The organism is Pseudoalteromonas agarivorans (assembly GCF_024518735.1).
GTDB classification, from domain to species: Bacteria; Pseudomonadota; Gammaproteobacteria; order Enterobacterales; family Alteromonadaceae; genus Pseudoalteromonas; species Pseudoalteromonas atlantica.
Map to the genome: position 1 here is coordinate 287,616 of NZ_JANIGJ010000003.1, position 22,857 is coordinate 310,472.

Here is a 22,857-nt window from a genome sequence, read left to right on the forward strand (position 1 = left end):
GTCATTTTGCGTAATGATAACAATTATCAATACATTCAGCAATTAACATTTCATTAATTCACAACAAAACTTAACCGATTAAGATGCGGGTTACTGCAGTGTCATTATTAACAATAAGCCAATTTTATTGCGTTTAATAATACAAAAAAGGCTGCATTAACTAGCAGCCTTTTTTGTATTCTGTAACGCTTAAAGTTTTAAAAATGCCATTTAACCATCAAATTTGGGTTGTGCTCTGTTTGACCATCTACACCAAACTTATTTTTCCAATATACGTATTCTATGCCTACATCAAGGCGACCTGTGTCTAGGCCAAGCATAGGAGCAATGTTGTATTTAAGTTGTGAGGTAAAGTTAAAACCGCCTTCACTTTTACCAAACATAGTGTCGGTACTGTCAACAATATCTAAAAAGCCATCGTATCTAAAGTTACCCTTGTTATAGCCCCACGTTACGGTTATTTGGTTGTTATCTTCACGCTCTATGCCAATATCGTCCTGAAAACGACGGTAATAAGCCACATTAAAATATTGAAACCCTGGTACATCTAACGATACGCCGCCACCTAATAAGTAGTTATTTTGATCGGTATCGCCCGAGCCATATTCTGTTTGCAGGCCTAAAAATACCTCTTTAACAAAGCTGTTTTGTGGCTTGTATAGCGTTGGGTTTATGTTTAGCTCTCCGTATACTTCATCGGGGTTACTTAATCTATCCATAAAAAAGAAGGTACCGCCCCATGTATGCCCCGATGCATGCTCAATGGTTACTACGCTTCTGTCATCTTCCTCCCCCGAAAACGGCTCGAGGTAATCGGCGCCGGTCATGGCGGTTATACTAAAATCTGACCACAGCTCTTTTGCCGACACACTACTTGAACACAACGCGATAGCACTGACTAAGGCTAATTTTTTAATTGTTGTAATTTTCATTGTTAATCCCTTTGTTATAATTTTATTAGTCTAGTTAAGATGATCTGTACTTGCTGAATAATTTTCTGGTAAAACAAGCGTCATAACGATGGCGGTTAAACCCGATACCGTTACAGCGCTGCCAAAAATAGCGGTTACCAGCTTAGGCGCATTTATAAACATTTCGGGCACAAAGCTTACCCCTAGCCCCATACCTAAGCTCACCGCAATAATAAGTAAGCTACGACGATTTATTTTTTCGCTTGCAAGAATTTTTACCCCTGCGGCTGCCACGGTACCAAACATAACAAGCGTTGCACCGCCTAGCACTGGTTTAGGAATATTTTGTAGCACGGCACCAATCACCGGAAATAACCCTAAAATAATCAAAATTACACCAATCCACAGGCCAATGTATCTACTTGCTACACCGGTTAACTGAATAACGCCGTTATTTTGGCTAAAAGTAGTATTAGGAAACGTATTAAATGCGGCAGCAATCATTGAGTTAACGCCATCGCCTAAAATACCTCCGCGTATACGCGCTAAATAGCTTGCGCCTTTTACCGGTAATTTAGACACCGCACAATTTGCGGTTATATCGCCTGTGGATTCAATGGCGGTAATTAGGTATAAAAAGCTAAAGGCAATCATGGCGCCAAAATCAATATTAAAACCATATTTAAAGGGTAATGGCATGGCGATTAAATCAAATTCGCCCATTTTAAATTTGGCTATACCTAAAATAAGTGCAAGTAACCACCCTACTAACATGGCAACGACTACAGCGGTAAGCCTTACCCACTGATTTTTGCTAGCATTTAGTAATACCACCAGCGCCACCACCGAAAAACCCACAATTAAGTTGCTTGGCGAGGCAAACTTTTCAGGCATATTAGTTAACAACCATTGCCCGCCGCCTATGTCCGTCATACCTACTTTAATGAGGTAAACCCCAATGGTGGTGATCACCACACCGGTCACTACAGGCTTAATTACTTTGCCAAGCTTTTCTATAAAAAAGCTAATAAATATCTCTACAAAGGCTGCTAAAAAACACACAGCAAAAATGGTGGCAAGTACTTCATCGTTTCCGCCTCCAGTGGCTTTTACGGTAAAACCGGTTGCCAAAATAGTGCCTAAAAACGCAAAGCTGGTGCCTTGTACGCAAATAAGCCCTGAGCCAATTGGCCCCACACGGCGAGCCTGAATAAATGTACCAACCCCCGATACAAACAACGCCATACTAATTAAATACGGTATTTCGCTACCAAGCCCCAACACGCCACCAATAATAAGCGTGGGCGTAATAATACCTACAAAACTTGCCAGTACATGTTGCAGGGCAGCAAAAAAGGATTCGGTCAGCCCGGGTTTATCATCTACTGCGTAAATTATGTCTTCTGAGATTGCTTCTTGGTTTGACATAGTCAACATCCTTTTAGCGCTTTAATATGGGCAAGGTATAAATGCCTTGCCCAGGTTTTAATTTAAATACAGTGGCGCTTATTTAAGCTGCCCTTCAACACCCTCTACATAAAAGTCCATACCCAGTAAGGTTTTATCATCAATTGTTTGCCCGGCTTTAGTTACCAGCTCACCTTGCTGATTGTTAATTGGGCCACTAAATGGATGAAACTCCCCATTGGCAATTTTGGTTTTAATCGCCTCTACCTCGGCAACAACATTGGCAGGAATGTCTTTACTCAGCGGCGCTAAGCGGGTCATACCGGCATCTATGCCTTTCCATACATTTTGCGATTCCCATTTATCATCAAGCACTTGCTGCACGCGCTCGGCGTAAAACTCATCCCAATGATGCACAGGCGCCGTAAGGTGCGCTTTTTTACCATAGCCGCTCATATCTGAGTGGTAACCAATGGCGTATATTCCGGCGGCTTCTGCGGCTTGAAGTGGGGCGGGTGAGTCGGTGTGTTGGGTAATAATATCAACACCTTGGTCGATTAAACTGTCGGCAGCTTCGCGCTCTTTACCAGGATCAAACCAGCTATTAACCCACACTACTTTTACTTTTGCGTTAGGTTTTACTGAGCGCAGGCCTAAAGTAAACGCGTTAATACCGCGTATTACCTCAGGAATAGGAAACGCGGCAATATAGCCAATACTGTCAGATTTACTCATGTGCCCAGCAATAACACCGGTTAGGTAGCGCCCTTCGTAAATACGGTCAAAATAAGTGCCCACATTTTTAGCGCGTTTATAACCTGTTGCATGCTCAAACTTTACGTTAGGAAAACGTTTGGCCACTTTAATGGTCGGGTTCATGTAGCCAAACGAGGTGGTAAATATTAAATCGTGCCCGCTTTTGGCTAGTTGTGTAATAACTCGCTCTGCATCGGCGCCCTCAGGTACGCTTTCTACAAAGGTGGTTTCTATTTTTTCGCCAAATTTATCCTCTAGGTAGCGGCGGCTTACATCGTGGGTGTAAGTCCAACCAGCTTCGCCAATCGGGCTTACATATACAAACCCAACTTTTACGCTGTCTTTTGCCATTGCACTCGCGCTTAACCCTAAGCTAAGTGCTACGCCAAGCGCTGTTATTAGTTTTTTCATTGTTATTCTCCGTGTTGTATTTTTAATATCCTGTTGAAGGCTTATTGTTACTCTTTGTATAAAATTTTTAATGGCCCTTATGCCAAGGCTTACCTAGCCACATGGGTTCGTACATTTTTAGTTTTTGTTTATTTTTACTTAGCATAATCAGTACTATAAGCGTTGCACCATAAGGCAGCATGGCCAGTAAATTAGAATCCACCGCTAAGCCAAGCGCCTGTGCCACTAAGTGCATAATGCTGGCAAAACCAAATAAATAAGCGCCTAGCATTACCCGCTCAATTCGCCAACTTGCAAATACCACTAAAGCCAGTGCTATCCAGCCACGTCCCGAGGTCATGTTTTGTGTCCAAAGGGGGGTGTAAGCAAGCGACAAGTACGCCCCTGCAATACCCGCCATTGCGCCGCCAAACATCACCGCTAAATAGCGAGTACGCATTACAGGCAAGCCTAAGTTATTACCAACGCCTGGGTTTTCACCAATGGCGCGTACCGCAAGCCCTGCCCTGTGGTATTTAAAAAATAAATAAGCACCAAGTACTAATGCCCAACTTAAATACACAATGGCATCTTGCGAAAACAGCGCTTTGCCCAGTAGCGGAATATGCTCAAACCCTGCAATTGCTAAAGTAGGTAAGGCATTAATGGTTTTACCCTCGTAATCAACACCTAAAAATGCCGACAAGCCCGTGCCAAAAATAGTTAGCGCTAACCCAGCAGCCACTTGGCTAGCATTTAAATTAAGTGCTACAAACGCAAATACTAACGACGCCATAACCCCCACAAGCGCAGCCACGCTAAAGCCTATAAAGAGGTTGTCGCATTGGTACATGGTTATAAACCCTGCCACCGCGCCTAATAGCATCATGCCCTCTTGCCCCAGGTTAAGTGTGCCGCTTTTCTCACATACCATTTCACCTAGAGCCACCAGCAATAAAGGCGTGCCGGTGCGAATAGTGGCGTATAAAATATTTGTGAATACCTCTAAATCCATGTTTAAGATTCCTGTGCGATGGGTGTTAGCTGCGTTTTTTGTTGTTTAAATGGCAGTAACAATTTAATGCGATAACCAATAAGCACATCGCACGAGAGTAAATAAAACAGCATTAAGCCCTGAAAAATGCCGGTAATGGCATTGGGTAGGCCAATTTCTATTTGCGCCATTTCGCCGCCCATATAAATAAGCCCCATTAACAGCCCTGCTAAGGTGATCCCAAGCGGATGTAAGCGCCCTAAAAAAGCCACAATAATTGCGGCATAACCATAACCGGGTGATATTTGCGGCACTAATTGCCCTATAGGCCCAGCCACCTCGCCAGCCCCTGCAAGCCCAGCTAACCCGCCACTTATTACCAATACACCAGCAATTAAAAGCGCACGTTTATAGCCCGCCATTTTGGCCGCCGATGCATCAAGCCCAAGTACTTGTATTTGAAAACCCACAAAGGTTTTACTAATAAACACCCATGTGGCACACAGCGCTAATAGCGCAAATGCAAGCCCTAAATGAAGGCGAGTACCCTCAAATAAAACCGGTAGTAAGGTGCTATCGCCAAATAAGGCGCTTTCAGGAAAGTTATAACCGTATGGGTCTTTTAATGGCCCGTGTACTGACCACAGCAACACATTAACGGCAATGTAATTGAGCATAATGGTGACTAAAATTTCGTTGGTGTTTAAACGTAATTTCATAAACGCGGCTATGCCTGCCCACAGCATGCCACCGGCAATACCTGCAAGTAATGTAAGCCCTAATGCAAAGGCACTTGTAGAGTCAACAAAGTTAACAGCTACGGCACTGGCGCATACGCCGCCAATAAGTAGCTGCCCTTCAGCACCTATATTCCACACCGCCGCTCTGTAACACAGCGCTAAACCATAGGCACATAATAAAATTGGAATGGTCATTACTAATAGCTCGGTAACGCCGTACCAGTCAGAAATAGGCGCTATGAGTAAGGTATATAAGGCATTAATCGGGTCGTGCCCTAATAAGGCAAACACCACATAACCTGTTATTAAAGTGAGTAAAATGGCTAAAACAGGAGAGAGATAACTCCATGTGTTTGAGCGCTCTACGCGGGGTTCAAGCTTTATCATGCCAGCGCTCCTTGCGGTGTTATTTTTGCTGTGTTGCTTTTAGTGTCGTGATTAAAATCGCCCGCCATCCACTGCCCTAATTGCACAAGTGGTACACAGTCGGTATTTAAAATAGGCGATAGTTTGCCATCGCAAATTGCGCCAATACGGTCACAAATTTTATAGAGCTCGTCTAAATCTTCTGAAATAACCAGTACTGCACAGCCTTCGTCGCGCAGCGTTAAAATTGCCTCGTGAATGGCAACTTGCGCGCCAATATCTACACCCCAAGTAGGGTGCGACATAACCAGCAATTGTGGGTTTTGCTCAACCTCTCGGCCAATAATAAACTTTTGCAAATTGCCGCCCGAAAGGCTTGCTGCGTGAGTACGAAAACTTGGTGTTTTAACCTTGTATTTTTTAATGATTTTGTCGGCGAGTTGGCTAATTTTTTGTTTTACTAAAAAGCCTTTTTTAACTAAACCACTATCAAAACTGGTAAGAAGTGCATTCTGCGCTAAATCCATATCGGGTACTGCGCCGCGCCCTAGCCTGTCCTCGGGTACGCATGCAAGCCCAAGCCTGCGCCTTTTTAGAGGGCATAACGCATCAACAGCGGTATTTTTAAATTTTATTGCATTGCTATTTTTTTGTGGCTCCTCTCCCGAAAGCGCTTTTAATAGCTCTTCTTGCCCATTACCGGCAACCCCTGCAATACCGACTATTTCCCCTTGTTGTACAGCAAAGTTCACATTTTTAAGCGCAATATCAAATAACGCCTGCGCACTGGTTGATAAGTTATCGACTGTTAAAAAATCACCTGTACCAGTCGCTCTGCGTGTTTGGTTACTTATTGGTGTGCTGTCGCCTACCATTAAGCGAGCTATTGATTCGCTGGTTTCGTTTTTAGGAATGCAATGCCCACTTACCTTGCCGGCGCGCAAAATAGTGGCGCTGTCGCAAAGCGCAATAACTTCATGCAACTTATGGCTAATAAACAGCACCGAGCAGCCTTCTTTTTTAAGCGAATGCAGGGTCTTAAACAGTGCGTCTACTTCTTGCGGAGTGAGTACCGAGGTGGGTTCATCTAAAATAAGCAGTTGAATATCTAATAATAAACACCTGACTATTTCTACTCGTTGGCGCTCGCCCGTTGAAAGCGTAGACACTAACCTATGCGGGTCCAGCGGCATGCCGTACCTAGCCGATGTTTTACTAATTCTGCTGGCAAGTGTGCTGCTATGCCCTGCTAAATCGCCCAGCGCTAACGCGATATTTTGCGCAACTGTTAGGGTTTCAAATAACGAAAAATGCTGAAACACCATACCTATGCCTAATTCGCGGGCATCGGCGGGTTCTTTTATGTCCATTTTACGACCGTTAAAAAACATGTCCCCTTGGTCAGGTTTAACTACACCGTAAAGCATTTTCATTAACGTACTTTTACCCGCGCCGTTTTCACCAAGCAGAGCATGTACCTCACCATGTTTTATTTTTATTGTTACGCCGTCGTTGGCTATACATCCGGGGTACTGCTTTGTCATTCCCTGCATAGTAAGGCGGTATTTATTGTCCATTATTTAAACCTTTCTTTGTGCTTGTTGGTTAAATAAGCTAGCCTAAAAACTTAGCTGACCAAGCGGTCAACAATGGCATGGTATCTGCAATTAACTTACCAAGATGAAAAAGTTTTTTTCTTACCTGCTTAAAAACAACAAGAAAAAATATACGCCAAGCCTTTACATATCAGGGCTTTATAAAAGTTAAGGGGGTCTGTGTGATTACGTTTTTATTAAATGACACGCCAATAGAAGTAGAAGAATGCGCGCCGAATCTCACCATTTTGGACTGGCTTCGCACCAAAAAAGGGAAAATGGGCACCAAAGAAGGGTGTGCAACAGGCGATTGTGGCGCATGCACAATTTTAGTTGGCGAAGAAAAACTAAATTCAAACGGTGAGCCAGTTTGGCACTATAAAACCATGAATAGCTGCCTGCTTTTATTAGGTAATGCACACGCAAAACACATAGTAACCGTAGAGGCTGTAACAACTGGGCTTTACCCTACACTTAACGATTTACACCCAGTGCAACGCGCGTTGGTTGAGTGCCATGGTTCGCAATGTGGTTTTTGTACCCCTGGTATAATAATGAGCATGTTGGCGCTTTATATTAATAACCCGAGTTACCCAGGTAAAAAAGCCGCTATTCATGCGCTAGGGGGTAATTTATGTCGTTGTACGGGTTACAGCCCTATTTTACTTGCAGTTGAAAAAGCTTATAGCTACGAGCGTAAAAATGAGCCTTACTCTGCCATGGCGGCACAATTTAAGGCATCACTAAATATAGGTGATGACATTCCTTGTTTAAAAAATGGCGCTCGTACGTTTTATTTACCGCAAAGTGCAGCGCAACTTGTTGAGCTTAAAGCGCGTTACCCGCAGGCTCACTTGGTTGCTGGTGGCACCGACTTTGCCATTGAGCTTAGCCAAAACATGCTATTGCCCGATATTATTATATCGCTTAGCCAAACCAGTGAGCTGTGCACTTTAACCGATAACAGCGGCGAGCTACATATTGGTGCAGCACTCCCTTACAGCCAGTTTGTAGACGCTTTTTACGATTACTACCCAGAGTCTAAGGAGCTGTTTGAACGCCTTGGCTCTAACCAAGTACGTAACAGTGGCACCTTAGGTGGCAGCATAGGAAACGCCTCTCCAATCGGCGATCCAGCCCCTTTACTCATTGCACTTAATGCCACTCTAGATTTATTAAGCGCAGCAGGCACACGTACAATAAACGTGGCCGACTACTTTGTTGATTACAAAAAGACAGTCATTAAAAGCAATGAAGTCATTAGCAAAATTACCGTACCTAAACGCCCAGACTCGTTAAAGCTTGCGTGTCATAAAATTTCAAAACGCTTTGAAGATGATATATCTACTGTGTGTTTAGTGCTGGCTATAGAGCAAGCACAAGGCGTAATTAGCAATGCCCGCTGCGCCATGGGCGGCATGGCCGCAATACCCAAACGCGCCGCGCACATAGAGCAAAAGCTTAATGCTCAACCCTTGCAAGTAAGCACGTTTATAGATGCCGCTAGTGCTATAAATGATGACTTTGCTCCCATGAGCGATGTACGCAGCAGCGCGCATTACCGCACTACGGTAAGCAAAAACTTGCTACAGCGTATTGGTATTGAGTTTTGCGGTGCACAGCCAAGCAGTAAAAATAATAACAACATTGCCATTACGAGGATTTCACATGCGTCACTTTGAAATGGATAAACTAAAAGCCCAAGGTGGAAGTGTTGGCCAATCTAAGTATCACGAAAGCGCAATAAAGCAAGTATGTGGCAATGCAAACTACGCCGACGATAACCCAGAGCCCCATGGCTGCTTGCACGCCTACCCTGTGCTTGCGCCTATTACCAGCGGCTTTATTAAATCAATAGATACAAGTAAAGCGCTTGAAGTGGCAGGCGTTAAACGTATTTTATCGGCTGATGATGTACCCGGTAAGCTTGATATTGGCCCAGTATTCCCTGGCGATGTGCTATTAACCAATCACGAAATTCAATATCACGGGCAACCTGTGCTAGTAGTGGTTGCCAAAAGCTACGCCATTGCGCGCCGCGCTGCTCGCTTAGTGGTTATAGAATGCGAGCAAACCACCCCCATACTTGATATTAAAGAAGCGATTAAAAAAGAGCACTGGGTAAGGCCGCCGCATTCACTTAACCGCGGTAATAGCGAGCAAGCCATTAATAATGCAGCCCACCAGCTTAAAGGCGAAATACACATAGGCGGGCAAGAACACTTTTACCTTGAGGGGCAAATAGCACTTGCTCAACCCGACAACGATGGCGGGATTCATGTGCAATGTTCTACACAGCACCCAACAGAGGTGCAGCACTTAGTTGCTAAAATTTTAAAAAAGCCATTTAGCTTTGTAAACGTAGAAACCCGCCGCATGGGCGGAGCCTTTGGCGGTAAAGAAACCCAAGGCGCACCGTGGGCTTGCCTTGCAGCGCTTGCAGTTTACTACCTTGGCTGCGCCGTTAAAATGCGCCTAGCCCGCAGCGACGACTTTAAACTTACCGGTAAACGCCATCCATTTTATAATCAATACCATGTAGGGTTTGACGAAAATGGCCTGATTGAAGGCGCTGATGTAACCGTAAATGGGTTTTGTGGTTATTCGCCTGATTTATCTGATGCCATTGTCGACCGCGCAATGTTTCATGTCGATAACGCGTATTACTACCCAGCTGCCACCATTAAAGGGAATCGCTGTAAAGTAAACACCGTAAGCCACACTGCATTTAGAGGATTTGGTGGCCCGCAAGGCATGATCATGGGCGAGCTAATAATGGACGACATAGCCGCTAAGTTAGGTAAAGATCCGCTTGAGATCCGAAAACTTAATTTATACAAAAAAGGCCGCGACACCACCCCGTATCATCAAACAGTAGAGCAGCATATTTTAAAAGATATGATAAGCCAGCTTGAGGAGTCGGGTGATTACTGGGCGCGAAAAAAGGCAATTAAAGCCTTTAACGCATCATCGCCTATTATAAAAAAAGGCCTTGCAATGACGCCGGTAAAATACGGTATATCGTTTACCGTACAACACTTAAACCAGGCGGGAGCATTAGTGCATGTATATAGCGATGGATCAATTCATTTAAACCATGGCGGCACCGAAATGGGCCAAGGGCTTAATACAAAAATAGCGCAAATAGTAGCCCATGGCTTTGGCGTTGATTTTGACGCAGTAAGCATAAGCGCTACTCGTACCGACAAAGTACCAAACACCTCGCCAACTGCCGCATCAAGCGGGACTGACCTAAACGGCATGGCGGCGCTAAACGCGGTAAATACCATAAAAGAGCGTTTAATAAACTTTATAAGTAAGCATTTTGAAGTAGACAGCCAAAGTATTGTATTTAAAGATAACCTCATTACCTTTAGTAAAGGCGAAATTAGCTTTAGCGAACTTGTAAACCTTGCTTACATGAACCGTATATCGCTTTCATCAACCGGTTATTACGCCACGCCTAAAATTCATTACGATAGAGCGAAAGGCGAAGGCCGGCCATTTTTTTACTACGCACACGGCGTAGCGCTCAGTGAAGTAGAAGTAGATACGCTGACAGGCGAAAACACCGTAACCCGCGTGGATATACTGCACGATGTGGGCAGCTCAATTAACCCTGCACTTGATATAGGCCAAATTGAAGGTGCCTTTGTGCAAGGTATGGGCTGGCTTACCACCGAAGACTTACAATGGAATGATAAAGGCCAGCTTGCAAGCTTTGGCCCTGCTAACTATAAAATTCCTGCAATTGGCGATACCCCTGCCGAATTTAATGTAAATTTATATAACTCGGCCAACCCAGAAACCACGGTATTTAGATCAAAAGCGGTTGGCGAGCCGCCGTTTATGTTGGCCTTTAGTGTGTGGAGTGCTATTCGTAATGCTATAAGCAGTGTGGCCGATTACAAATACACCGCCCCACTTGATACACCTGCCACACCTGAGCGTGTATTAAATGCAATTGAGCAAACCGCTAGCTGGTTTAAGGAGCAGCAACATGGCTAATTTAAATGAGTCGTTTCAGGGTTTTCATACGCAAAACTGGGCGCAAGCTATAAACGAGCACGAACAAAGCGGCACTAACTATGTTATTGCGACAGTGCTTGGAACTAATGGCTCAACCCCACGTGGCACAGGCTCTAAAATGGTAATAAGCGGCGAGCATATTTACGACACCCTTGGCGGTGGACACCTTGAATACGTAGTAATAGAAAAAGCACGCGAGCTACTTGCCAAAGGCGAGGCCGCCCAAGTGATAGAGCAATTTAACCTAGGCGCAAATTTAGGCCAATGCTGCGGGGGAGCTGCCACCGTTATGCTTGAGTGCATGCAATGCGAGCGCTTTACCCTCGACATATACGGCGCAGGCCATGTAGCACAGGCGCTTATTGGTATATTGGCGCAATTACCTATGCGCATACGCTGGATAGATAGCCGCGCCGATGTATTCCCGCAAGTTATTCCTAATAACGTAATAAAAGTGGTTGATGAAGAACCAACAGAGCAAGTTAAACGCGCGCCAAAGGCTAATAATTACTTAATATTAACCCATAACCACCAGCTCGACTTTGCACTTACACAAGCCATTATTAAACGCGCTGATGCTAATTGGCTTGGTGTAATTGGCTCAGATACTAAAGCAAAACGCTTTAAACAGCGCTTAGCCCATCGCGATTTTACCACCGAGCAAATAAAGCAAATGACCTGCCCTGTAGGGCTTGAAAATGTAACGGGCAAGCTCCCTATGGAAGTGGCAATATCAATTAGTGGGCAGTTAATTGGCCTTTATCAGGCTATGCAAGACCATGCGCCCAAACGCCAAGGTTTGCAATGGCGTGCACTTAAAAATGCCCTAATTAGCACCACGCACGAGGAAGAAAACGCATGAGTAGCTTAAAAATTAACGACCTAAATGCAGCGCAAGCGCATCAAGCATTAGAACATTGTTGCGCCGCCCCTAACTGGGTAAGCGGTATGCTAAATATCATGCCATTTGAAAATAAAGATCACTTATTTAACAGCGCTCAAAGCGTATGGGATAGCCTAGGCGAAAGCGATTATTTAGCCGCTTTTGAAGGCCACCCGCAAATAGGCGATTTATCAACATTAAGTAAAAAGTACGCCGCTACAGCGCAAAAAGCGGGGCACGAACAATCAGGCATGAGTAAAGCAAACGAGCAAACCCTTAAAAAAATGATTGCGCTAAATAAAGAATACCTCAGTAAATTTGGCTTTATATTTATTGTGTGTGCCAGTGGTAAAAGTGCTGAGCAAATGCTTGAACTTATTGAGCAGCGCATACACAACACCCGCAGCACAGAGCTTAATATAGCCGCGGGCGAACAAGCCAAAATAACAAAAATAAGATTGGAGTCATTGCTATGAATAAAAGCCCTATCACTACCCATATTTTAGATACCAGCACAGGCAAACCGGCTGAAAATGTAGCTGTACAATTGTTTTTACTCACTAATAACGAGTGGCAATTAATAGCTCAAGGTAAAACAAATAGCGACGGGCGAATTACCGACTGGCTCAACACAGACGTAGAATTTGCAACCTATAAACTGGTTTTTGACTTAGACAGCTATTATGAAAACCAAGAAACACCTGCGTTTTACCCAGAGGCGCAAATTACCTTTAGATTACAAGATCAAAAACACCATCATATTCCGTTATTGCTTAGCCCATTTGGCTACTCAACGTACAGAGGCAGCTAATTATGAGCACCCACAACAATAATAAAATGACCGTAATTTGTGCCAACATACTCGATTTTGTTGACGACCCCGCCATAGCAGGCGAAAGCGCCCATCGCTATTTTGAAAAAGGCGCGTTAGTTATTCAAAGCGGCAAAGTGGTTAACCTTGGTTACGAGCAAGACATACTGCCAAACATTGATAAGTCAGCCACTATTATTCGCCACGATGGTAAATTAGTAATGCCCGGCATGATAGACACGCACATACATTTGCCGCAAACCGAAATGGTCGGCGCGTATGGCGAGCAGCTTTTAAGTTGGCTTACCGAATACGCCTTCCCCACTGAAAAAAAGTTTACCTGTGAGCATTATTCAAAAGACATATCTAATCGCTTTTTAGATGAGCTACTGCGTAATGGCACCACTACCGCGTTGGTATTTGGCACTGTGCACCCGCAATCGGTAGATGCGTTTTTTAACGAATCTCAAAAACGTAATTTACGTATGATTGCCGGTAAGGTAATGATGGACAGAAACTGCCCAGATGACTTATCAGATTGCGCGCAAACCAGTTACGATCAATCAAAAGCACTGATAGAAAAATGGCATAATGTGGATAGATTAAGCTATGCAGTAACGCCACGTTTTGCGCCTACATCAACCCCTGAGCAACTACAAAAATGTACTCAATTATTAGAAGAATACCCCGACACCTACCTGCATACCCACTTATCTGAAAACAAAGACGAGTGCGAATGGGTAAAAGGGTTATTCCCAGAGGCTGATGATTACCTTAGCGTGTACGAGCAAGCTAAAATGGTGCGTAAACGCTCGGTATTTGCTCATAGTATTCATTTATCTGAACGTGAGCTTTGCTGCCTTGCCGATAACAACGCGGCTATATCGCACTGCCCTACCTCTAACTTATTTTTAGGCTCGGGCCTTTTAAATTTAAAGAGATGTGAAGAGCATGGAATAAATGTGGGTATGGGTACCGATGTAGGCGCAGGCACAAGTTTTTCTATGCTACAAACAGGTAACGAAGCGTACAAAATTCAGCAATTACAAGGTCAAAAGTTCTCAGCATTTAAAGGGTTTTATTTAGCCACCCTAGGCGGCGCACGTGCCCTTGATTTAGAGAACACCATAGGTAACTTTAATGTAGGCTGTGAGGCCGACTTTATTGTAATGGATTACGCGGCCACCTCGTTTTTAAAGTTCAGAATTGGCCATGCCAAAACCCTTCACGAACAGCTTTTTGCCATGATGATGCTAGGCGACGACCGCTGTATTGAACAAACCTACATTATGGGTAAAAGCGTGTATAAACGCGACCAACAAGCCCAGTTTGCAGCCACACCCACACCCGATTTAGAAGAGGCATAACCCGATGGAAAACTATTTATTTGAGCTTGCTCATTTGGTGTTTAGATACTTTCACGTGGTAGCAGGTATAGCGTGGATAGGCGCCTCATTTTATTTTGTGTGGCTTGATAATAACTTACAAACACCGCCACAATGGAAACAAGATAAAGGCATAAAAGGCGATTTATGGGCTATTCATGGCGGCGGCTTTTACGAAGTGGCTAAGTATCAAAATGGCCCAGAGCAAATGCCCTCTACCCTACATTGGTTTAAATGGGAGGCCTACACAACCTGGATCAGCGGCGCGCTGTTATTTACGCTGTTATATTATGTGGGCGCAGATGTGTATTTACTTGATGCCAGTAAAAGTGAGCTCAGTAAGTTTGCAGCTATTGGTGCATCACTTGGTTTTATAGGCTTAGGTTATGGTGTTTATCGGTTATTGTGTAAAAGCCCGCTTGTTGAAAACGGCAAGGCGTTTATTGCCCTAGGTGTAGGCTTTTTAGCGTTATGGACGTATGGGGTTGATCAGCTATTTAGTGACCGCGCAGTGTATATTCATGTTGGTGCATTAATTGGTACCTGTATGGCCGGTAATGTATATCACATTATTATGCCTGCACAGCGATACATGGTAAGCGAAGTAGAAGCTGGGCGCATTCCTGATTCAGCGCCGGGCTTAAAAGCAAAGCAGTGCTCAGTACATAATAACTACGCCACCCTACCAGTTATATTTATTATGCTAAGTAACCATTTTTCGTATACCTATAGCCATGAGTTTGGTTGGTTAGTGCTTATTGCCTTTTTTATTATTGGTATGTGGATACGCCACTTTTTTAATTTAAAGCACCAAGGTGTTAATAAGCCTTCAGTGCTAATAAGCGGTATTGCCGCGTTTTTTGCGTTAATGCTATCCATAGCACCGTGGCCAAGTAGCTCTGTAAACGCGAATAATGAGCTACAAGCAAGTATAAGCGATGCACAAGCGTGGGATATTATTAATAAGCACTGTACACAGTGCCACAGTGAAACCCCTACCTCAAAGCTTTTTCAAACCGCGCCGCTCGGCTTTAAGCTCGACTCACTTGCTGATGTAAAAAAAGCCAGTGCACTTATTCATACTCGCGCCGTTATTACCAAAGATATGCCATTGGCAAATATAACCAAAATGACTGATGCAGAGCGCGAATTGCTTGGCACTTGGCTTAGCGCAGTAAAAAAGGAGCAGTAACATGAGCGAGCAATTTAAACATTACCCGCGCGATTTAATTGGTTATGGTGCACACACTCCGCATGCCAATTGGCCTAATAAAGCCCGTATAGCCGTGCAAGTAGTATTAAATTACGAAGAAGGCGGTGAAAACTGTGTACTGCATGGTGATGCAGCAGCCGAAACGTTTTTATCTGAAATAGTCAGCGCTCCCCATGTAGAAGACCGCCACATAAGCATGGAGTCTATTTACGAATATGGCTCGCGCGCAGGCGTGTGGCGCTTACTTAAACTCTTTAAAAAATACGATATACCGGTCACCATATTTGCTGTGGCAATGGCCCTTGAGCGCCACCCCGATGTAGCTAAAGCCTTTGTTGAAGCTGGGCACGAAATTGCAAGCCACGGCCTGCGCTGGATTAATTATCAACATATAGATAAACAAACCGAGCGCGAGCACATGCAAAAGGCCATTGAAATCATTCAAACGCTTACTGGTAAAAAGCCCTCAGGCTGGTACACCGGGCGCACAAGCCCTAACACGGCAGCCCTTGTGGTAGAAAATGGCTCGTTTTTATATGATGCCGACGATTACAGCGACGACTTACCCTTTTACAGTATTAAAGAAGGTAAGCCACAGTTAATAGTGCCCTACACGCTTGATGTAAACGACATGCGCTTTGCTGCAGTGCAAGGCTTTAATGCCGGCGATCAGTTTTATAATTATTTAAAAGATGCGTTTGATACGCTTTATGAAGAAGGCGACCCACAAGGTGAAAACGCCCCAAAAATGATGTCGATAGGGCTGCATTGTCGCTTAATTGGCCGCCCTGGGCGCATTAAAGCCCTTGCACGGTTTTTAGAATATGCTAAATCGCATGAGCAAGTTTGGTTTGCCACGCGCGAGCAAATCGCCGAGCACTGGCTTAAAACTCATCCGTATAATACCAATCCGCAATAGTACTTAATCATTTTTAGGGGCTAAACGTGTCGCTATCTGCGTTAAAAAATTCTCACTTAGAACAACTAAATAGTGAATTTTTTGCCTTGCTATCAACACGTTTATCCATCCTCAAAATAGATCATTTAATTATGCGCATTGGTATAAAAAAGCCTAGATGTGAGCCGTTAAAACTAAACTCTAAGAGCTTATTAGATTTATCGTAAAACAAAAAAAGCCCAGCAGTGCTGGGCTTAAGGTCACTTTAGGAGTAGTTAATTAAATGACACCGTAATGATGTTAGAACATACATTTTCAGTTACACATAATTGGTAATCGTACGATGGTAATGTAGCACCACGTACGTAGTCGCGGTAACGGCCGTTGTCTGATGTGGTATCAACCAGCTCACCGTTACGGTATACGCTTAATGACTCAGCGCCAACACGTTCCCAACTTAAATCTACACGCATAGTATCAAGACGAGATTTATTAGCGCGTTTAAGGGTAAGCTCAAGCTCTACATCACTTACTACAACCGTTTGCGTTGACGTGCTTGTATTGCCTTCGCTGTCAGTTACGGTTAGTACAACATCATAATTACCAGAGGCTGCATAGACATGCATTGGGTTTTGATCAGATGATGTTGCACCATCACCAAACTCCCAGCTCCACTGTGTAATATCGTTATTTGCATCCGTACTTGAATCAGTAAAGTTAACGGTTAAACCTTGTGTTTCTACATCAAAACCCGCACGCGGTGGTTGTGGGCTAACTTCACCAATAGCGCTTAATGTAAGAGACCAAGTATTAATGGTACCCGTATCGGCTGCTGCGGTATCTTCAACGTGTAGCGTCCAATCACCTGTTGCCACTTCACCATTAAATGACTCAGACGTAAAGCTTCTCACTATGTCGTCGCTTGAACCACCTACGTTGCTTTGTAACGTTACTTGCGTGCCTTGTGCTGATACTAGCTTAACCACTAAGTCGCCTGAGTAAGTATGCGTAATATCAACATCCGCTGTTGTACCAAACACAGTTAAATCATCAGGCACATTAATTACTGATACGGCGCCCACTGGCGAGTTATCAGGAATATCAACACTTGCATTACTGCTGTAGGTAAAGTCGTTTAGGCCTACCGGTTGAATCATTAATTTAACTGACTGCTGTTTAACAATTTCATCCGCTGTTGCAGTAACGGTTAGCTCGTATTCACCCCACTGTGTATCAGTGTCGGTTTCAACGTTAAGCATTACTTCATCACCAGGGCGAGCTGTGCTAGCCGACAAATAAGCGCCGCTTAATGTCGATGATAGTTCAAGCGTTACTTCTTCATCCCACTGGGCAATTGAGCCAATGGTAAATGTGTAATTTGTAGCTTGGCCCGCTACAATTTGTTGCGTAAGTGGATCGGCTGAAATTTTAAAGCCAGGTGTAGGATCTGCATCAATAAGTGCTTGGTTAACATTAAGACGCGTACCTGCCACCGTTACACCTTGCAGTGCAGCGTTTGCATCGCCAGAACTCATTAGTAATTCTTTAAGCTCTTGGGTGTTAAGTTCTGGGTTAATAGATAGCACTAACGCTGCAGCGCCAGCTACATGAGGAGTCGCCATTGATGTGCCAGAGTAAGACGCATAGCTCTCACCTGGTGTAGTAGATAAAATTGCGCTACCAGGGGCGCCCATATCAACGCTGGTTAAACCATAATGCGAAAACCACGAAATATTATCGGTTTGATCCGTACTTGCTACAGATAACACGCTTGCGTTTTCGTAGTTAGAAGGATAATGCGGGTTTACATCGTTATCTATGGTGTCGTTGCCCGCTGCCGCTACAAACAGTAAATCGGCTGCTTCGCTTGAGGCAATTGCATCGGCTAATGCTTGGCTATAACCGCCACCGCCCCAGCTATTATTTAATACACGTAAGTTAACGCCGGCATTTTTAAGTCCTACCATGTAATCAATACACTTAATTGCATCTGATGTTGAGCCATTACCTGCAGCATCTAAAAATTTACACCCTACCAGCGATACTTCGTGGTTAACGCCTACAACACCTGTTGCGTTATTACCGCTTGCGCCTATGGTGCCCGATACGTGAGTACCATGGCCTTCATCATCCATAGGGTCACCACTGTTGGTAATTGCATTAATACCGTGCACGTCATCTACAAAGCCGTTACCGTCATTATCGATGCCATCTCCAGGCACTTCACTGCTATTAACCCACATATTGCTAGCTAAATCGCTGTGGCTATAGTCAATACCGGTATCAATTACACCTACCACAACATCGCGGCTACCTGTCGAAATATCCCATGCTTCTACTGCATCAATATCAGCATCGGCAGTACCGCCTGTTTGGCCGTCGTTATTTAAACCCCACAACTCATCAAAGCGCGGATCATCAGGCGTTTGAGCAATGCTTACTTGGTAATCAGGCTCAACGTATTCAATCGCTTGGTGAGATTTTAAGCGTGCAATGGCTTCTTTAGTACTCATGCCCGAAATTTTAAACTTAGCTAACCGCCCAGAAAGTAAAGACTTATAGTTATCATCAATTTCATCAGCGTTTACATCTGAAATTTTTGCTTTAACTAACGAACGCGCTTGTTTACGCATTTGTGCTGATGCATTTTTTTTGTATTTAACAATTACTGCATCACTACTTGCTACAACAGGGTGTTTAACACCTGCATCAGGTAGTTTTGCAGCAGCTAAACACGGGAGTAAAGCAAGAGTGATAATAGATAATTTTGTTTTCATTGTTCTATCCATAGTTGGTTTAACTTAGCCGTACTAAGTAAGTTTACTTACAACTTCAAATACAAGAGGATCACGTGGCATAGAACTAGAAAACTAATAAATATGGATTTACACAAGTCAAAAAATAACAAACAACTAAAAATCAACATTTTTAACCAGACTGATTAACAAAAAAACATACAACACAGTCATTTTTATGAAATACCGCCTGCCATTTTTACCTTTTTAAGGACCAAACATTTTTACTAGTTTTCCTTCCTAGTTTTGTTCCTATATAGATACTTTTTTATAAATCTATGAAATACATGAAAAATAAAATTGGTAAAAAAAGATGATTTAAGTCCTTCGCCGGGGAGAATACAGTGAAGGTGTTCTTACAAAAAAGTTTAGCCACTTTATGTTTAATAAAAATGACAGGCTTAAACTTAGCATTTGTAATAACAAACGATTTACAAAATCAAATTAACAGTGGATCACACCATTATTTCAGCACGGCATGCTGAGCGAAAATATCTTATTAACATTTATAACACTTAAGGTATTTGATTTTACTATTTCAAGGAGAATAATAATGAAGTTGAATAAAACACTTTTAAGCTACGCTGTTGCATTAGCAGTCGGTACCAGCTTTGCCTCACACGCAGATACACAAAACAAGTCAGTGTCTAGCTCGCAACTAAGTACACAGGTATCTACAGAGAGTCTAGAAAACAGCTTAACCCTCAGCCAAACTTCAAATGAAAATAACGCGTTTCTTTATCAAGAAGGCGACAGCAACACCATGCTTGTGACCACCACAGGTAACAATAACGACACTGAAGTTGTGCAAAGCCAATTTGGTAATTATGCCGAAGTAACAACAACTGGCGATAACAACACGCAAGTGTACTCGCAAGATGGCGTTGCTAATGGGTTTATTTCTGAGGTAACAGGTAACAACAACATGTTATTTGTTAGCCAATTTGGCCAAGGCTTTTTCGTAAATAACGAAGCGATTAACATCGTAACCGGTGATGACAACCTTATTGATGTAGAGCAAGGTAGCGGCGGCCACTGGTTCTACAACATGGATATGCAAGGTAATGCAAATGAAATCATGTCTTTACAACAGGGTGAATGGCATGAAGCAGAAATCACTATGCTTTCAGGCGATGAAAACACACTTGATTTAGTTCAAGACGGCTACTGGGATACCTTTAAAGTAAGCAGCTTACAAGGTAACGACAACGAACTTGATGTTGAACAAAACGGCGACCGTAACGCTGTAGCATTTAGTTCAATTTCTGGTGATGCAAATGAAATTGAAATTGAGCAAGATGGCTTAACAAATGCAGTAACGTTTGCAGCTGTTGTTGGCGATGATAACCAAATAGATTTAGATCAAGAAGGTTCATTAAATACAATTGAATCAAACTTATTTGAAGGTGCAAATAACGAAGTGGCAGCAACGCAAGTTGGCGCTGAAAACTTAATGACAGCCGATTTAATTGGCGATAACAACGAACTAACTTCACTACAAAACGGTGACTTTAACGAATCTTACATGGGTGTAATTGGCTCTTATAATGAGTTTTCAACCACTCAAGTTGGCGACTTAAACTCTGTTCACCTTGCTAACTTTAACGGCACAGATAACGATGTTGATTTAGTTCAATCTGGTGATGAAAACGTCATGCTGGTGCAATCGTCGTACCCTGATGTATCGCTTACATCAAACAATAACGATATTGATATTGCCCAAAGTGGTGCTCAAAACGAGGCAGTTATTACGCTTGCAGGTATTTTAGATAGTAACGATAACCAAATCGATATTGCGCAAGATGGCATGTTAAACCTAGTCGATATGATGGTTGAAGGTAGTAGCCACAGTATTGATATTTCACAAGAAGGTGAAGGTAACTGGGTAAGCGGCGTTGAGCAGTCAGCCTTTTTAGTGGGCGGTGAAAACGTATCGTTTACAGTTACTCAAGTAGGTAACGATAACCTTGTTGAAGGCTCAGTAATTGGCTACGACAGCACGGTTTCTGTTACGCAAATTGGTGATGGCAATACAGCAACAATTACGCAAATGTAATTATTGAGGTGGGGAGGTTAACCCTCCCCATTTTATTATGAAAAAAAATATTCACTTACGTTACTACCTACTGAGTTTTTTTCTGTTTTTTTCTTCGCTAAGCAATGCTGCGCAAGAACTAGAAATAGATGGCTTACTGCTTGATAGAAGCATTAGTCGTTTTGGCCATCAATTTTATTACGAGTTTTCAAATTACTGGCGAGATCTCCCTTCAACCGCTGGTTTTAATATAGAAATAAGAGAAACAGTAATACCAAAAGCTGGCACAAAGCTTTCGCTAATTATGAATAACCAACTCGTGTATGTAACCTATTTAGGACGTAGATTAGCGCCCCTCGACGAACGCGTTGAGCAAGCTGTTTACACTGTAATAGACGCGATGGCACGCTCAAATATGGCAACATCGTCACCCGATATGGCAGTAAATGGATGGTAAAATGAAAAAAATAGCACTTATAATAATAACAACACTTAGTTTTTCAGCCTCGGCAACTGAAATAATTTATACCCCAATCAACCCAAGCTTTGGTGGTAACCCACTCAATGCCACTATGCTGCTTAGTAAAGCGCAAGCGCAAAACAAACACAAAGCCCCAACCATCGAAAAAGGCTACGCAGAGCAATTTCAAGACTCATTAGAGCGCACGTATTTAAACCGCATGGTAAGAGAAATTACCGATATGGCGTTTGGCGAAGAAATTGAAGACAGCCTGTTTGACCAAGACTCAATATTTATGAGTGGCGATTATCAAATAGAAGTCATCACCAGCACAACCGACACTATTACAGTAAAAATAACCAATATATTAGATGACTCTGTCGTGATAATCGAAGTTCCGAGGTTTGGATAATGCGCAAAATACTCATAACAATAACTCTATTAGCCATAACTGGTTGCTCAAGTATGGGAAACTTAATCCCTCCCTCACAGCAAGTCGCCACCACATTAGAACCCACTGAAATATTTAGTGATTTAAAGAACTTACCTAAACCCGTAGGCAGTATCCCTGTGTCTGTGTATTCGTTTAGAGATCAAACAGGCCAATACAAACCGCAAACTAATGTTAGCTCGTTTTCAACTGCAGTAACGCAAGGCGCTAACTCTATTTTAGTGCAAGCACTGCACGAGTCTGATTGGTTTACACCGGTTGAACGCGAAGGCTTACAAAATATTTTAACAGAGCGAAAAATTATTCGTGCAGGCCAATCTGACAACCCTAACCAACCAGATTTACCGCCCCTAACAACCGCTAAAATAATTTTAGAAGGCGGTATTATTAGCTACGATACTAATGTAAAAACAGGCGGTTTAGGAATGGAATACTTTGGTATTGGCGCATCTGAGTTATACCGTGAAGATGCAATATCTATATATTTACGCGCAGTTGATGTTCGCACCGGCCAAGTATTACTTAGCGTAGCCACCAGCAAAAAAGTACTTAGCCAAGAAATGCGTGCAGGGTTTTTTAGGTACGTAAGCTACAAACGCTTAGCCGAAGCGGAAGCCGGCTTTAGTGATAACGAACCGATGAGCATATGTGTAACCCAAGCCATTGAAAAAGCACTCACAGACTTAATTACAAAAGGAATTGATAGAGGGTTGTGGGCACAAAAAGCAGCGTAATACC

19 protein-coding genes are annotated in these 22,857 nt (G+C 43.2%); 12 read left to right on the forward strand and 7 right to left on the reverse strand.

Going from position 1 to position 22,857, the window contains the following annotated elements; genetic code table 11:
- Nucleotides 1-197: 197 nt before the first annotated feature.
- The 6 genes from NQT65_RS07940 to NQT65_RS07965 form a co-directional block, all read right to left on the reverse strand.
- Entirely contained in the window at nt 198-932 is a 735-nt protein-coding gene (locus tag NQT65_RS07940; RefSeq protein ID WP_256850878.1) for a DUF5020 family protein, read from the reverse strand.
- A gap of 30 nt (nt 933-962) precedes the next feature.
- Entirely contained in the window at nt 963-2,339 is a 1,377-nt protein-coding gene (locus NQT65_RS07945) for a uracil-xanthine permease family protein (protein WP_054981699.1), read from the reverse strand.
- A gap of 78 nt (nt 2,340-2,417) precedes the next feature.
- Nucleotides 2,418-3,485, reverse strand: a complete 1,068-nt coding sequence (locus NQT65_RS07950; RefSeq protein WP_256850879.1) for a BMP family ABC transporter substrate-binding protein — start codon at nt 3,483-3,485, stop codon at nt 2,418-2,420.
- 67 nt (nt 3,486-3,552) lie between these two features.
- Entirely contained in the window at nt 3,553-4,479 is a 927-nt protein-coding gene (locus NQT65_RS07955; protein ID WP_024032830.1) for an ABC transporter permease, read from the reverse strand.
- Nucleotides 4,480-4,481: 2 nt separating this feature from the next.
- On the reverse strand, nt 4,482-5,585 hold the full coding sequence (locus NQT65_RS07960; RefSeq protein ID WP_256850880.1) for an ABC transporter permease: 1,104 nt from the start codon (nt 5,583-5,585) through the stop codon (nt 4,482-4,484).
- Nucleotides 5,582-7,141 (reverse strand): ABC transporter ATP-binding protein, encoded by a 1,560-nt coding sequence (locus NQT65_RS07965; RefSeq protein WP_256850881.1) that lies wholly within the window; start codon nt 7,139-7,141, stop codon nt 5,582-5,584. Before NQT65_RS07965 ends, NQT65_RS07960 begins: the two co-directional genes overlap by 4 nt.
- Before the next feature lie 200 nt (nt 7,142-7,341).
- On the opposite strand from NQT65_RS07965, the gene xdhA reads away from it, so the two are divergent.
- Genes xdhA through puuE form a run of 8 tightly spaced genes read left to right on the forward strand, consistent with a single transcriptional unit; the run spans nt 7,342 to nt 16,399 of the window.
- A complete protein-coding gene (gene xdhA, locus NQT65_RS07970) occupies nt 7,342-8,841 on the forward strand; it encodes a xanthine dehydrogenase small subunit (protein WP_256850882.1) in 1,500 nt (499 codons plus the stop codon).
- Nucleotides 8,828-11,167, forward strand: a complete 2,340-nt coding sequence (xdhB, locus tag NQT65_RS07975; protein WP_256850883.1) for a xanthine dehydrogenase molybdopterin binding subunit — start codon at nt 8,828-8,830, stop codon at nt 11,165-11,167. Before xdhA ends, xdhB begins: the two co-directional genes overlap by 14 nt.
- A complete protein-coding gene (gene xdhC, locus NQT65_RS07980) occupies nt 11,160-12,050 on the forward strand; it encodes a xanthine dehydrogenase accessory protein XdhC (RefSeq protein ID WP_256850884.1) in 891 nt (296 codons plus the stop codon). The genes xdhB and xdhC overlap by 8 nt, the downstream gene beginning before the upstream one ends.
- Nucleotides 12,047-12,547 (forward strand): 2-oxo-4-hydroxy-4-carboxy-5-ureidoimidazoline decarboxylase, encoded by a 501-nt coding sequence (gene uraD / locus NQT65_RS07985; RefSeq protein WP_256850885.1) that lies wholly within the window; start codon nt 12,047-12,049, stop codon nt 12,545-12,547. Before xdhC ends, uraD begins: the two co-directional genes overlap by 4 nt.
- The gene (gene uraH / locus NQT65_RS07990; protein ID WP_029773019.1) at nt 12,544-12,882 is read left to right on the forward strand and encodes a hydroxyisourate hydrolase; all 339 of its coding nucleotides are present in this window, start codon (nt 12,544-12,546) and stop codon (nt 12,880-12,882) included. The genes uraD and uraH overlap by 4 nt, the downstream gene beginning before the upstream one ends.
- Before the next feature lie 2 nt (nt 12,883-12,884).
- Nucleotides 12,885-14,249, forward strand: a complete 1,365-nt coding sequence (gene guaD / locus NQT65_RS07995; protein WP_256850886.1) for a guanine deaminase — start codon at nt 12,885-12,887, stop codon at nt 14,247-14,249.
- A 4-nt stretch (nt 14,250-14,253) separates the two neighbouring features.
- Nucleotides 14,254-15,459, forward strand: a complete 1,206-nt coding sequence (locus NQT65_RS08000; protein WP_256850887.1) for a urate hydroxylase PuuD — start codon at nt 14,254-14,256, stop codon at nt 15,457-15,459.
- 1 nt (nt 15,460) lies between these two features.
- A complete protein-coding gene (puuE, locus tag NQT65_RS08005; RefSeq protein WP_138611172.1) occupies nt 15,461-16,399 on the forward strand; it encodes an allantoinase PuuE in 939 nt (312 codons plus the stop codon).
- A 254-nt stretch (nt 16,400-16,653) separates the two neighbouring features.
- On the opposite strand, the gene NQT65_RS08010 is transcribed toward puuE, so the two are convergent.
- Complete coding sequence (locus NQT65_RS08010; protein ID WP_256850888.1) at nt 16,654-19,155, reverse strand: S8 family serine peptidase; 2,502 nt, start codon at nt 19,153-19,155, stop codon at nt 16,654-16,656.
- Nucleotides 19,156-19,726: 571 nt separating this feature from the next.
- Between NQT65_RS08010 and NQT65_RS08015 the strand changes: the two genes are divergently transcribed.
- From NQT65_RS08015 to NQT65_RS08030, 4 genes are read left to right on the forward strand one after another with little or no spacing between them, the layout of a single operon-like run.
- On the forward strand, nt 19,727-21,229 hold the full coding sequence (locus NQT65_RS08015; protein WP_256850889.1) for a curlin: 1,503 nt from the start codon (nt 19,727-19,729) through the stop codon (nt 21,227-21,229).
- Between the two features lie 37 nt (nt 21,230-21,266).
- The gene (locus NQT65_RS08020) at nt 21,267-21,665 is read left to right on the forward strand and encodes a curli production assembly/transport protein CsgE (protein ID WP_126009353.1); all 399 of its coding nucleotides are present in this window, start codon (nt 21,267-21,269) and stop codon (nt 21,663-21,665) included.
- Entirely contained in the window at nt 21,655-22,080 is a 426-nt protein-coding gene (locus NQT65_RS08025; protein ID WP_004587047.1) for a curli assembly protein CsgF, read from the forward strand. Before NQT65_RS08020 ends, NQT65_RS08025 begins: the two co-directional genes overlap by 11 nt.
- Entirely contained in the window at nt 22,080-22,853 is a 774-nt protein-coding gene (locus tag NQT65_RS08030; RefSeq protein WP_004587046.1) for a CsgG/HfaB family protein, read from the forward strand. The genes NQT65_RS08025 and NQT65_RS08030 overlap by 1 nt, the downstream gene beginning before the upstream one ends.
- Nucleotides 22,854-22,857 lie beyond the last annotated feature (4 nt).

What these genes read in the sequence shown, in the direction of transcription:
- NQT65_RS07965 (WP_256850881.1), bottom strand. Translation starts at nt 7,141, where the DNA reads ATGGACAATAAATACCGCCTTACTATGCAGGGAATGACAAAGCAGTAC.
- guaD (WP_256850886.1), top strand. Translation starts at nt 12,885, where the DNA reads ATGAGCACCCACAACAATAATAAAATGACCGTAATTTGTGCCAACATA.
- NQT65_RS08025 (WP_004587047.1), top strand. Translation starts at nt 21,655, where the DNA reads ATGGATGGTAAAATGAAAAAAATAGCACTTATAATAATAACAACACTT.
- NQT65_RS08015 (WP_256850889.1), top strand. Translation starts at nt 19,727, where the DNA reads ATGAAGTTGAATAAAACACTTTTAAGCTACGCTGTTGCATTAGCAGTC.
- NQT65_RS07945 (WP_054981699.1), bottom strand. Translation starts at nt 2,339, where the DNA reads ATGTCAAACCAAGAAGCAATCTCAGAAGACATAATTTACGCAGTAGAT.
- xdhB (WP_256850883.1), top strand. Translation starts at nt 8,828, where the DNA reads ATGCGTCACTTTGAAATGGATAAACTAAAAGCCCAAGGTGGAAGTGTT.
- NQT65_RS07950 (WP_256850879.1), bottom strand. Translation starts at nt 3,485, where the DNA reads ATGAAAAAACTAATAACAGCGCTTGGCGTAGCACTTAGCTTAGGGTTA.
- NQT65_RS07940 (WP_256850878.1), bottom strand. Translation starts at nt 932, where the DNA reads ATGAAAATTACAACAATTAAAAAATTAGCCTTAGTCAGTGCTATCGCG.
- xdhC (WP_256850884.1), top strand. Translation starts at nt 11,160, where the DNA reads ATGGCTAATTTAAATGAGTCGTTTCAGGGTTTTCATACGCAAAACTGG.
- NQT65_RS07955 (WP_024032830.1), bottom strand. Translation starts at nt 4,479, where the DNA reads ATGGATTTAGAGGTATTCACAAATATTTTATACGCCACTATTCGCACC.
- NQT65_RS08020 (WP_126009353.1), top strand. Translation starts at nt 21,267, where the DNA reads ATGAAAAAAAATATTCACTTACGTTACTACCTACTGAGTTTTTTTCTG.
- NQT65_RS08000 (WP_256850887.1), top strand. Translation starts at nt 14,254, where the DNA reads ATGGAAAACTATTTATTTGAGCTTGCTCATTTGGTGTTTAGATACTTT.
- NQT65_RS08030 (WP_004587046.1), top strand. Translation starts at nt 22,080, where the DNA reads ATGCGCAAAATACTCATAACAATAACTCTATTAGCCATAACTGGTTGC.
- uraD (WP_256850885.1), top strand. Translation starts at nt 12,047, where the DNA reads ATGAGTAGCTTAAAAATTAACGACCTAAATGCAGCGCAAGCGCATCAA.
- NQT65_RS07960 (WP_256850880.1), bottom strand. Translation starts at nt 5,585, where the DNA reads ATGATAAAGCTTGAACCCCGCGTAGAGCGCTCAAACACATGGAGTTAT.
- NQT65_RS08010 (WP_256850888.1), bottom strand. Translation starts at nt 19,155, where the DNA reads ATGAAAACAAAATTATCTATTATCACTCTTGCTTTACTCCCGTGTTTA.
- uraH (WP_029773019.1), top strand. Translation starts at nt 12,544, where the DNA reads ATGAATAAAAGCCCTATCACTACCCATATTTTAGATACCAGCACAGGC.
- puuE (WP_138611172.1), top strand. Translation starts at nt 15,461, where the DNA reads ATGAGCGAGCAATTTAAACATTACCCGCGCGATTTAATTGGTTATGGT.